Source organism: Micromonospora parastrephiae (assembly GCF_016802865.1).
In the GTDB taxonomy this organism is placed as follows: domain Bacteria; phylum Actinomycetota; class Actinomycetes; order Mycobacteriales; family Micromonosporaceae; genus Micromonospora; species Micromonospora parastrephiae.
The window spans coordinates 1-12059 of record NZ_JAEVHM010000173.1; the positions used below are offsets into that span (position 1 = coordinate 1).

The window sequence follows — 12059 nt, forward strand, 5'->3', positions numbered from 1 at the left end:
GCCGGCGCGGCGCGCTGATGGGCGCGGCGGCGACCGTCCTCGTCGCGGTCACCGGACTGATCGCGGCGCTGGGCGCGACGGAGAACGCCGACGCCCCGGCGGTCAAGCTGCCCACCACCTCGCCGACCGCGGCACCGACCGGTCAGGTGGACGTGCCGGCGGCGAATGACCAGGTCACCGAGGATCCGGCCCGGCCGAACCGGCCGAACACCCCGGAGACCAGCCCGTCGGCCTCGGTCAGCGCCACGCGGAGCACGCAGCCGACCCAGACGACCGCCCCGCCGACGGCGACGGCGACGGCGACGGCCACCACCGCGCCGACGACGGGCTCCCCGACGAGCGAACCCACGACGCGGCCGCCGGCCGATCCCACCCCGACCACCCCGCCGGCGACGGACCCGGAGGGCCCGACGAACGACTGAGCCGGCGACCCAGCCGGCCCACCAGCACCGATATCACCAAAACGGACTTACGTCGCCGAAGACCCCTCTAGGCTCTCAGCAGGTCATTTCACCGTCTGCCGCGGGAGCCCGGGTGAGCGTGAGCGCTGAGAAGCTGGTCGTGATCGGCCAGGGGTACGTCGGACTGCCGCTGGCCATGCGCGCCGTCGAGGCTGGCCTGGACGTGGTGGGCCTCGACGTCGACACCGATCGGGTGAAGCGGCTCGCCTCCGGTGAGTCGTTCGTCGAGGACATCCCCGCTGACCGGCTGGGCCGGGCGTTGGGCAGTGGCCGGTACCATCCGAGCGCCGACTACACCGACGCCGAGGGCTTCGACGTCTGCGTCATCACCGTGCCCACCCCGCTGCGCGACGGCACTCCCGACCTGAGCTTCGTCGAGCAGGCCGGTGTCGGCATCGGCCCGTTCGTGCGGCCGGGCAGCACGGTGATCCTCGAGTCGACCACCTACCCGGGCACCACCGAGGAGTTGCTGCGTCCGCTGCTGGAATCGGCCAGCGGGCTGCACAGCCCCGGCGACTTCCACCTCGGCTACAGTCCCGAGCGGATCGACCCGGGAAACCCGACCTGGCGGCTGGAGAACACCCCGAAGGTGGTGTCCGGCGTCGACCCGACGTCGCTGGCCCGGGTGGACGGCTTCTACCGGCGTCTGGTGGAGCGCACCGTGCCGGTGGACTCCACCCGGGTCGCCGAGCTGACCAAACTGATCGAGAACACCTTCCGCCAGGTCAACATCGCGTTGATCAACGAGCTGACGATGCTCTCGCACCCGTTGAACATCGACGTGTGGCAGGCGATCGAGGCCGCCGAGACAAAGCCGTTCGGTTTCCTGCCGTTCCGGCCCGGCCCGGGTGTCGGCGGGCACTGCCTGCCGATCGACCCGTGCTACCTGTCCTGGCAGGTCAAGCGCCGCCTCGGTCGGCAGTTTCGGTTCATCGAGCTGGCCAACGACGTCAACCACGAGATGCCCGAGCACGTCGCCCAACGAATCATGGCCGGGCTGAACCGGACCGGGCGCGCGGTCAGCGGCGCCCGACTGCTGCTGCTCGGACTGGCGTACAAGAAGAACACCGGTGACATGCGGGACTCCCCCGCGGTCGACGTGGCCCGCCGGCTGCAGGACCTCGGCGCCGAGGTCCACGCGGTCGAGCCGTACGCCGAGGCGCACCACATTCCCGCCGGGGTCACCGTGGTCGGGCTGACCGAGCCGGAGGTACGGGCCGCCGACGCCGTCGTGGTGGTGACCGACCACGACAGCTTCGACTACGACCTGGTGGTCGAGCACGCCCGCTACGTCTTCGACACCCGCAACCGGTGCACCGGCCCGACGGTCGAGCGCCTGTAGACCCGGCACCGCTGGCCGGTCCCGCCGCCGGGGAAGACGGCGGGGCCGGCCGGCGGATGTCCGTCCGCGACGGTCGGGACGGCGCACCGGCCCGGATCACTGGTCGGCGAGCGCCTCCACGACGGGCCGCGACAGCGCCCGACGGGCCGGCAGCACCGAGGCGAGCAGGGCGGCCAGCACCGATACGCCGAGGATCAGCCCGAGCTGGCCGAACGGCAGCACCACGTGGAAGTCCCCGCCGAGGCGGTCCAGCAGGGCCATCGCGGCGGCGCTCACCCCGGTGCCCAACCCGATCCCGAGCACCGCGCCGACCAGCGCCATCAGCACCGCCTCCACGGCCAGCATGGCCCGCATCCGACCCCGGGTCATCCCGACCGCTCGCAGCACCGCGTTCTCCCGGGTCCGTTCGACCACCGACAGGCTCAGCGTGTTCGCCACGCCGACCAAAGCGATCACCACGGCCAGGCCGAGCAACGCGGTGACGAACGCCAGCAGCATGTCGACCGTGCCGGTGAGCATCTTCTTGTACGCGCCCTGGTCCATCAGGTTGACCGTGGGGTAGCCGGCCAGCACCTGCTCGATGGCCTCCCGCGCCCGGTCGACGCTGACGCCGGCGGCGGGGTCGATCTCGGCCAGGAAGCCGCGCCGATCGGGGAAGAGCGCGGCGAAGTCCGCGTCGGCCATGTCGATGACGTGTCCGGTGGGCGCGTCGCTGGCGACCATCGCCGGCCGGTCGTCGGTGACCACCGCGGCCACCTGGAACCCGCGCCCCCCGACGGTGACCGGTGAGCCGACCGTCCAGCCGTTGGCCCGCGCCAACTCCCGGTGCACCAGCACCCGCCCCGGCCCGAGCCGGGTGGCGTCGCCGGCGAGCACGCCGGTGATCGTCCGGCTGACCAGCGCCGGGTGGGCGGCGCGGACCTCCACGTCGGCGGTGACCGTGCTGCGCTGCTCGTGCACCACGCCCAACTCCGGGCGGGCGGCCAGCTCGCCGGCGAGCGCGGCGGGAAGGTCCTGACCGATCCCGCTGACCACGAAATCGGTGCCGACCTCGGCGTCCACGCTGCGTTCGATGCCGTCCTTGGTGCTGCGGGCGCCCACCACGAACGCCGACACCAGTCCGATGCCGATCACCAGAGCGGTGGCGGTCGCGGCGACCCGGCGCGGGTTGCGGACCGCGTTGGCCACCGCGAGGGCGGCGGTCGTCCCGACCAGCCGCCGGACCGGCCAGCCGAACACCCGGACCAGCGCCGGGACGAGCACCGGTCCGAACAGGACGATCCCGAAGAAGGCCAGGATCCCGCCGCCGGCCACCAGCACCAGTTGCCCGACGCTGGCGGCACCGGCCAGCGCTGCGACGCCGGCGTCCAGCACCACCGCGCCGAGGGCCAGCCGGAGCCGACCCGCACCCTGGCTGGGCTGCACCGCGGCGTCGGTCAGCGCGGCCACCGGCGCGACCCGGGTCCCCCGCCAGGCCGGAAGCAGGGCGGCACCCACGGTGAGCACGGTGCCCACCAGCAGACCGGTCAGTACGGTCGACCCGCTCACCCGCAGTCCACCGGAGACCGGAACGTCCAGGCGGATCATCAGCAGCCGCATCCCGCCGGCGAGGGCCACCCCGAACAGCACCCCGAGGGCGGAGGCGACCGCCCCGACCACCGCCGACTCCAGCAGCGCCGACCGGAAGACCTGCCCGCGGGTCGCGCCGACCAGACGCAGCAGGGCGGTCCGTCGGGTGCGCTGCGCCAGCACGATCGCGAAGGTGTTGGCGATCACGAAACCGGCCACCACCACGGCGACCGCCACGAAGATCAGCAGAAGCATGGTGAACTGGTTCAGGTCGCGGACCGCGTCGTCGACGGCATCGTCGAGGATCTGCTGGCGATCCTTCACTCTGGTGTCGGCGCCGGCGACGGCGCGTACCCGCTCGGTGAGCGCGCTCGCCGGGACACCCGGCCGCGCAGCCACCATGATCCTGCCGTAGCCGGACTCCCCGGTGACGGCGAGGGCGTCCGACCCGACCAGGCCGATGAACGGGCCTCCGACGTCGCGTGCGGTGTCGGCCACGTCGACGGTGCCCACCAGCGTGTACGGGCGGGCCGGGCCGCCGGTGCCGCCGACCCGGACCGGGGCGCCGAGGGTGAAACCCTCCTCGGCCACCGTCTCGGTGTCGAGCACCACCTCGCCGGCGCGGTCGGGCAGCCGTCCGGCGACCACGTCGTACGAGCGCAGCGCGGCCTCGGTCGGGATGGCGGCGAGCACCGCGTAGCCGAGCACCGGCCGGCCGTCGACGCCGACGACACCGCCGGTGCCGGTCAGCTCCCCGGCGGCCGCCGCGACCCCGTCGACCGCCCGGACCCGGTCGACGAGAGCGGTGGGCAGCGCCCGCGTGCCGGTGGCGTACACGCCCAGGTCGGTGTGTCGGTCGAAGGCGCCGGCCCGCTCGTACGCGCCGGCGCGCATCCCGTCGACGAGGATCAGGGTGCCGGCGATGAACGCGACGCCGAGCACGACGGCCAGCGCGGAGAGCAGCATGCGCGGCGCCTCGGCACGCAGCGAACGCAGGGTCAGGCGGATCATGCGGGGCTCCCCCGGGGGCGGTACGGATCGGACCCCTCCGACGCTATGGCCGGCGCCGGTCAGTCGATCTCCACCTGCGCGCTCGAGCTGTGTGCGTCCCGGGTCGCGGCACACCCGCCGACCGGTACGACCCAGGTCGTACACGGACTCATCCGCCGGGGGTCACCAGCCCGCTCTCGTACGCCAGCACCACCGCCTGAACCCGGTCGCGCAGCTGGAGCTTCGCCAGGATCCGACCGACGTGGGTCTTCACCGTCGCCTCGGCCACGTGCACCCGGGCGGCGATCTCCGCGTTGGACAGTCCCTGTGCGACGAGCAGCAGCACCTCCCGCTCCCGCTCGGTGAGCTGCGCCAGCCGGGGATCGGCGGCCGGGCCGGCGCCGAGCTGCCCGGCGAACCGGTCCAGCAGCCGCCGGGTGATCGACGGCGCCACCACCGAGTCGCCCTGGGCCACGACCCGGATCGCGGCCAGCAGCTCCTCCGGTGGGACGTTCTTGAGCAGGAAGCCGCTCGCCCCGGCCTGGAGCGCGGCGAACGCGTCCGCCTCGGTGTCGAAGGTGGTCAGGACCAGCACCCGGGGCGGCCCCGCGGGTCGGTCGGCGCACAGCCGGCGGGTGGCCTCCACCCCGTCCATGGTCGGCATCCGGATGTCCATCACCACCACGTCGGCCTCGGTGCGGGCCAGCACCCGCAGGGCGTCGGCGCCGTCGATGGCCTCCCCGACCACCTCCAGGTCGGCCTGCGAGTCGAGCACCATCCGGAACCCGGCTCGCACCAGCGCCTGGTCGTCCACGATCACCACGCGGATCGTCATGCCGCGATCACCTCCGTTGCGGGATCCGACGGTAGCGGTAGGCGGGCCTCGAGCTGCCAGCCCCCGGCCGGTTGGCGGCCGGCGGTGAGGCTGCCGTCGTACACCGTCACCCGCTCGCGCATGCCGAGCAGACCGTGACCGCCGGACGGCGCCGGGCTGACCACCGGGCGGCCGCGACCGTCGTCGGCGGCCCGGACCACGACGGCGTCGGCGGTGTACGACAGGGTCAGGTCGACATCGGCGCCCACACCGGCGTGCTTGAGCGCGTTGGTCAGCGCCTCCTGCACCACCCGGTAGACGGTCAGCTCCAAGCCTGGCGGCAGGGCCGGCGCGTCGCCGGTGACGGTGTGCCGGATGCGCAGCCCGGCGTCGCGGAACCGAGCCAGCAGGTCGGGCAGGTCGGCCAGGGCCAGCCTGCGGTGCTCCGGGTCGCCGGGGACCGCGGGTTCACCGGCGCCGGTCGGTCCCGCGTCCCGCAGAACGCCGACCAACCGGCGCATCTCCTCGAGCGCCTGCCGGCCGGTGTCGGCGACCACCTTCACCGCCGTGCGGGCCTGCTCCGGGTCGCGGTCCAGCATGAACCGCGCCCCGTCCGCCTGCACGATCATCACGGCCATGCTGTGCGCCACCACGTCGTGCAGCTCGCGGGCGATGCGCGTGCGTTCCTCGGCGACCGCGGCGCGCGACTCGGCCTCCCGCTCGCGTTCGAGGGTGCTGGCACGCTCCTCCAGGCTGAGCACGTAGAGCCGGCGGGTGCGCACGTTCAGCGCCACCAGCCAGACCGCGCCGGTGACCAGCCCGTACCACAGCGCCGACACCCACCAGATGATCACGCCGGGGGTCTGCGCGGCGGCGAGCAGCACGCCCACGGCGGCGACGCCGCCGGCGAGCACACCGTCGCGCAGCCGCTCGCCGTACTTCACCACGCTGTACAGCGTGATCAGCACGGCGACGTCGTAGGCGAGCGGACCCCACTGGGCGATCACCTGCACGAGGGCGAGCGCCGCGACGACCGCGGTCACCGCGCTGGGATGGGTGCGGCGGAACAGCAACGCCACCGCCATCGCCACGCCGACGCCGGTGGCCGCCCAACCGCCCGGCTGGGCCACCGCCGAGGCCACGCCGGTGAGCGCCACCACGGCGGAGACGGCCACGTCGAAGGCGACGCCGCGCAGCGGGCGACCGAAGATCGTGCGTCTCACGATCACCCAGCGTACGTGCCGCGCGGCACGCGGCCCGTCGCGTGGTCGGTCAGGGTGGGGTGAGTTCGCGCAGGCGTGCGATCTCGACGGCCTGCTCGGTCGCGAGCGAGGTGGCGATCTCGTTGAGGGTCAGGTCGAGGCCGACCGAGAGCAGGTCGGTGGCCATGGTCACCGCGCCCTGGTGGTGCTCGGTCATCATGCGCACGAAGAGCCGGTCGAACTCCGTGCCACGGGCGTCGGTCAGCTGCCGCATCGCCTCGGGCGACTGCATGCCGCGCATGCCGCCGTGGTCGTGCCCGGGGGCCGACGCCGGCAGGCCGCGTGTGCTGAGCCAGCTACGCAGCACGGCGATCTCCGGGCCCTGACCGGCCCTGATCCGGTCGGCGTAGGCACGGATGCGGGGATCGGCCGCCCGCTCCTGGGCCAGCGCGGTCATCTCCAACGCCTGCTGATGGTGCGGGATCATCATCTGGACGAAGACGGTGTCGAGGGCGTTGTAGCGGGGTGGGCTGTCGTCGCGCACCTCGTGCGCGGGCCGGGTGGCCGCCGTCTCCCCCGGTCGGCCGGGGACGATCACCGGCGGCGGCTCGGGGCCGGTGGGACTGGGCGCGGCCGGGGTTGGCGACGCTGACGCGGCGGCCCGGCGGGGTGGGTCGCTCGTGGCGCGGACAGCCAACACCACCAGCACTGCCAAGACAGCTATCAATATGACGACGGTCAGCAACCGGCCACGTCGGACAGTCATGCCGCACCCCCTCAGGTCGAGGTCGCAGCGATCTTATCGATTGAAGAGTCCACTTTGTTGTGACCCAGGTCACATCGATGATCTACGAGGGTCGGTAAGGTACGAGACATCGTTATCCCCCTTTCGAAGGGCGCCGCCGATGATCAGAATCATCACCCCCCGGCTTCGACAACTGCGGATCGTCAGCCTGGCCGCCGCAGGCCTACTGCTGACCAGCGTCGTCGTCGCGACGCCGAGTAACGCCCAGGAGGCGGCGCCGGCAGCGGCGCCCGCCAGCGACATCCCGGGCGTCGACGAGATCCGCAGCAGCCCCAACCTGCGCCAGATCGCCAACCTGCCCAAGCAGGCGCCGTTCGACACGACGGCGGCCCTCAACACCGACATGGCCTTCCAGGGCAAGTACGCCTTCGCGGGCAACTACAACGGATTCGTCGTCTACGACATCTCCCGTCCCAGCGCGCCGAAGATCACCTCGCAGGTCAACTGCCCGGGATCACAGAACGACATCTCGGTCTACGGCAACCTGCTGTTCCTCTCCACCGACTCGTCGCGCAGTGACGACTCGTGCGCGAGCGTCGCGCAGCCCGCGTCCGTCAAGGAGTCGTGGGAGGGCATCAAGGTCTTCGACATCAGCGACAAGGCCAACCCGCGGTACATCAAGTCCGTGGAGACCGCCTGCGGGTCGCACACCCACACCCTGGTGCCGGGCAAGGACCGCAAGAACGTCTACCTGTACGTCTCGTCGTACAGCCCGCGAGCCGAATTCCCGGACTGCCAGCCCCCGCACGACTCCATCTCCATCGTCAAGGTGCCGGTGAAGACGCCGACCCAAGCGGCGGTCCTCTCGACGCCGAACCTGTTCCCGGACGGTGGTTTCCCGGGCAGCGAGACCGGCTCGGCGACCACCGGTTGCCACGACATCACCGCCTACCCGTCGAAGGACCTGGCCGCCGGCGCCTGCATGGGTGACGGTGTCCTGCTCGACATCAAGAACCGGGAGGCGCCCCGGGTCATCACCCGGGTCCGGGACACGGTCAACTTCGCCTTCTGGCACTCGGCCACCTTCAACAACGCCGGCACCAAGGTCGTCTTCACCGACGAACTGGGCGGCGGCGGGGCGGCCACCTGCAACGAGACCGTCGGACCGAACCGTGGCGCGGACGCCATCTACGACATCACCGGCCGCGGCGACGCCCGGACGTTGGCCTTCCGCAGCTACTACAAGATCCCGCGCACCAACACCGACACCGAGAACTGCGTGGCGCACAACGGCTCGCTGATCCCGGTGCTCGGACGGGACATCATGGTGCAGGCGTGGTACCAGGGCGGCATCTCCGTCTGGGACTTCACCGACTCGCGCCACCCCAAGGAGATCGCGTTCTGGGAGCGCGGCCCGCTCTCCGCGACCGAGGCCCTCACCGGTGGCGCCTGGTCGACCTACTACTACAACGGCAACATCTACTCCAACGACATCCAGAAGGGCCTGGACGTCCTGGAGCTGAACGACTGGCGGACCTGGACGGCCAACCTGACCCGGTTCCCTGAGCTGAACGTGCAGACCCAGCCCGGTTACCTCAGCTGGTAGACGCGACGCACCATCCGGGCCCGGTCCCTCGTCGAGGGGCCGGGCCCGCCCGAGCCCACCGTGCGCCGGCGTCCGCACCCGCTCGACCTGGTGGCGGTCGTCCTCGCCGTGGTCGGGGGCGCCTGCGCGCTGAGCGGGCTGTTGCCGCGCGCGGAGACCACCGACACCCTGCACCGGATCCTGCCGCTGCTGCTCTTCCTCGGCGCCGTGATCGTGCTGCGGGGATCGGACCTGGCGCTGGTCGGGCCGGTGGGGTGGGCGGGTGGGGCCGTCAGCGGCGGGCCGGGCGCGGGCCGACCAACCGGCGGACCATCGGCGCGGCGTTCCACTTCGCCGCCCCGACCAGGTCGCGGGCGTGCTCCAGGACTGTGTAGTCGGGCCGGTCCAACCCGTCGGCGATGGCCCGGTCCAGGTCGTTGCCGCACCGGCTGAGCACGCTGTCGAAGTCGCGGCGGACCGGCTCCAGCAGGTCGTAGCCGAAGGCGCGATGCAGCCGGGCGAAGAGCGGCTTGTACAGCCGCACCCGCTCGTGCAGCCCCGACGAGTACGACATGGGGTTCTTCGGCCGCCGCAGGATGTAGTCGGGCAGCACGTCGGCGAACGCCCGCCGGACGATCCACTTCTCCTGTCCGTCGCGCAGCTTCAGCTCCACCGGCAGCCGCATAGCCAGCTCCACGACGCTGAGGTCGAGGAACGGCAACCGCGCCTCCACCCCGTACGCCATGGCGGCCCGGTCGACCCGCTGCAACTCGGTGCGGCACAGGTTGCGGATCCGGTGCAGGAACAGCCGACGGGCCTCGATCGGGCCGGCCCGGTGGTACATCGGGTATCCGCCGAACAGCTCGTCGGAGCCGTCGCCGGTGAGCACCACCTTGATGCCCAGCTCCCCCAGTCGCCGGAAGATCGGCACCGACACCACCGCGTTGATGATGTCGCCGTACTCGGTCAGCTCCGAGATCCGGATCGCTTCGCGCACGTCGGCGAGCCGGATGTCGCGGGGGCGCAACTCGACCACCACGTGCGGCACGTCGAGGTCGGCGGCGAGCCGCCGCGCGTACGCCACGTCGGGGCTGTCCGGCACACCGACGGTCACCGCGACGCAGTCCGGGTGGATGTCCCGTACCTGGCGCAGTGCCAACGAGCTGTCCAGCCCACCGGAGAGGACCACCCCGACGGTGAGGTCGGTGTCCACCCGCATCCGGATGGCGTCGCTCAGCGCGGCACGGACGAGCAGGGCGGCCTCGTCCGGGTCGTCGATGACCGGCAGGCCGTCGCCGATGGTGAGCAGGTCCACGTACGGCCGCAGCCGCACGTGCCCGTCGGCATCCGCCCAGCCGTGGTGTCCGGGCGGCACCTCGTTGATCGGGGCGCGGTGCCCGACGAGCGCCTTGACCTCGGAGGCGAGGTGCAGACAGCCCGGCCGGCGGGACCAGTACAGCGGCTTCACCCCGAGCGGGTCGCGGGCCAGGTACGCCCGGCCGGTGGCGCGTTCGACGACGGCGAAGGCGTACTCGCCGCGCAGCCGCGTCACCGCCGCCTCGCCCCACTGCTCGAAGGCGGCGAGCAGCACCTCGGTGTCGCTGGCGGTGCGGAACACCTGCCCGAGCCGCGTGAGCTGTGCCCGCAGCTCCCGGTAGTTGAAGATCTCGCCGTTGAAGCAGAGCAGCCAGCGCTCGTCGGTGGAGGTCCACGGCTGCACCGCCCGGTCCCGGTCGACCACCCGCAGCCGGCGGGTGCCGGCCAGCAACCCGCTCTCGGCCCGGGTCTCGGTGACCTCGCCACGGGGTGCGAGGACGGCGAGCATCCGCCGGAACGTGGCCGGGTCGGCTTCGGGGCCGATGCTCAACGCGATACCGCACATCGGCTCAGACCCCCATCTCGGCCTCGTACGCCCGGCGCAGCCGACGCCTTGCGCTGGGCGCGAGACACAGGTGCCAGGCCTGTCCCTCGTCGATCACGCTGATCTCGCCGGTCTCCTGCCGGGCCAGCAGCAGCTCCGCGAGGGCGTCCCGCGCGCCGAACCGCTCGAACCAGGCCAGCTCGACGTCGACCGAGTAGCCGAGGCAGTGTCCGCTGGGCAGCATCGCGGCGTAGCCCAGGCGACGCAGGCGGTACTGGTGCTCGGCGCTGCGGACCAGGCTGGTGACCCACAGCGGCGGGGTGGCCGGCGGCGCGGTCGTCGCGAACTCGCGTCCGATGTCGTTGAGCAGCGCCACCACCTCCCGGCGGGCGCGGCGGAACAGCAGCCCGGCGGTGTGCGGGGTGGCGTCCGGTCGCAGGCGGCGACGCAGTCCGCGCGCGGCGCGACCCAGCGTGGTGGCCGGCTGCTCCTGGTAGCGGAAGCGCAGCAGGTCCCGGCGGCGCAGCCACTCCAGGTCGACAAGTTCGGCGCTGCCGTTGACCTGGTCGTCGGTGACGAACGTCGGGGCGTCCTGCCACCAGAACACGTCGATGCGGGAGAGGAGGTAGATCCGGACCAGCGCGGTGAGGTCACGCGCGGAGGTGCGCTCGTTCGGCTGGTAGCGGGCCATTTCCAGCAGCAGCGTCTCGCGGGCGCCGATCAGCCCCTGCGGGGTGGCGTCGAGGACGGCGGCGAGCGCCGGTTCGCGCAGCCGCTCGTCGATGAGCACCTGCCGGGCGCGGGTGCTGGCCGCGTCGGCCAGGGCACCGACCTCGACCAGCAGCTCGGCGACCGCGCCGCGGTAGGCGGCGAGATCGGGTGCGGTGGCGGGGAGGCGGCGCGGGGCGGTGCCGGAGGGCCGACGTCGGGCCGGGGCGGTGGGCGACACGGGCGGACCTGGCTGCTGTCCCGGGCTACGGCTGGGCACTCGCATGACGGGGTCCCTTTCTCCGGTCACGGCACTGATGGTGCGCCCTGAAACACACCGTAATCATCGGGACCGGAATGGACCGAACAATCCTCCTATCTCCCCCCGAACGGAGCGCGACGGCAGCCGTCGCCGGGGGGTGCGGCCCTCGAACAGGGCGCCTGTGGAGCTGATGTCGTGAACGAATCAGGCGCCGGCTCTCACCTGCGGCCCATCGCCCGGACGCGAGCCGCGCCGAGCCGAGCCCGCCCGTCGCGCGGTCGGCTCGGTGATGTCACAAACGATCTCGGTGATGTCACAAACGAGCTAGCTCCAAAGGCGCTGACCGGCACATCACCCACCCCGCGACGCCGGCAGCGCCACCCGGCGCGAGCCGGCACATCACCCAGCGTCGAGAGCCACCGTCAGTCGCCGCCCGTCGGCACCAGGGCCTGCACCTCGGCGTACGACGGCAGTTCCGCCGGCGCCGTGCGCCCGCGGCGCGGACGGCGTCGGCGGCGGC

General features: G+C 72.6%; 8 protein-coding genes and 1 pseudogene. 3 read left to right on the forward strand and 6 right to left on the reverse strand.

Going from position 1 to position 12059, the window contains the following annotated elements:
• Window positions 1-422: pseudogene (locus JNW91_RS25080) on the forward strand (serine/threonine protein kinase); the annotation flags it as partial.
• Between the two features lie 118 nt (window positions 423-540).
• The gene (locus JNW91_RS25085; RefSeq protein ID WP_203177863.1) at window positions 541-1803 is read left to right on the forward strand and encodes a nucleotide sugar dehydrogenase; all 1263 of its coding nucleotides are present in this window, start codon (window positions 541-543) and stop codon (window positions 1801-1803) included.
• Between the two features lie 96 nt (window positions 1804-1899).
• On the opposite strand, the gene JNW91_RS25090 is transcribed toward JNW91_RS25085, so the two are convergent.
• The 4 genes from JNW91_RS25090 to JNW91_RS25105 form a co-directional block, all read right to left on the reverse strand.
• Window positions 1900-4383, reverse strand: coding sequence for an ABC transporter permease (locus JNW91_RS25090; RefSeq protein ID WP_203177856.1), 2484 nt, complete (start codon window positions 4381-4383; stop codon window positions 1900-1902).
• Between the two features lie 148 nt (window positions 4384-4531).
• Window positions 4532-5197, reverse strand: coding sequence for a response regulator (locus tag JNW91_RS25095; protein ID WP_203177857.1), 666 nt, complete (start codon window positions 5195-5197; stop codon window positions 4532-4534).
• Window positions 5194-6405 (reverse strand): sensor histidine kinase, encoded by a 1212-nt coding sequence (locus JNW91_RS25100; protein WP_203177858.1) that lies wholly within the window; start codon window positions 6403-6405, stop codon window positions 5194-5196. Before JNW91_RS25100 ends, JNW91_RS25095 begins: the two co-directional genes overlap by 4 nt.
• Before the next feature lie 43 nt (window positions 6406-6448).
• Window positions 6449-7144, reverse strand: a complete 696-nt coding sequence (locus JNW91_RS25105) for a DUF305 domain-containing protein (protein ID WP_203177859.1) — start codon at window positions 7142-7144, stop codon at window positions 6449-6451.
• Window positions 7145-7283: 139 nt separating this feature from the next.
• On the opposite strand from JNW91_RS25105, the gene JNW91_RS25110 reads away from it, so the two are divergent.
• Window positions 7284-8729: an LVIVD repeat-containing protein gene (locus tag JNW91_RS25110; protein WP_203177860.1), complete on the forward strand. Its 1446-nt coding sequence runs from the start codon at window positions 7284-7286 to the stop codon at window positions 8727-8729.
• A gap of 271 nt (window positions 8730-9000) precedes the next feature.
• On the opposite strand, the gene JNW91_RS25115 is transcribed toward JNW91_RS25110, so the two are convergent.
• Window positions 9001-10590: an asparagine synthetase B family protein gene (locus JNW91_RS25115; protein WP_203177861.1), complete on the reverse strand. Its 1590-nt coding sequence runs from the start codon at window positions 10588-10590 to the stop codon at window positions 9001-9003.
• A 4-nt stretch (window positions 10591-10594) separates the two neighbouring features.
• Window positions 10595-11563, reverse strand: coding sequence for a DUF5715 family protein (locus JNW91_RS25120; RefSeq protein ID WP_203177862.1), 969 nt, complete (start codon window positions 11561-11563; stop codon window positions 10595-10597).
• Between the last annotated feature and the right edge of the window lie 496 nt (window positions 11564-12059).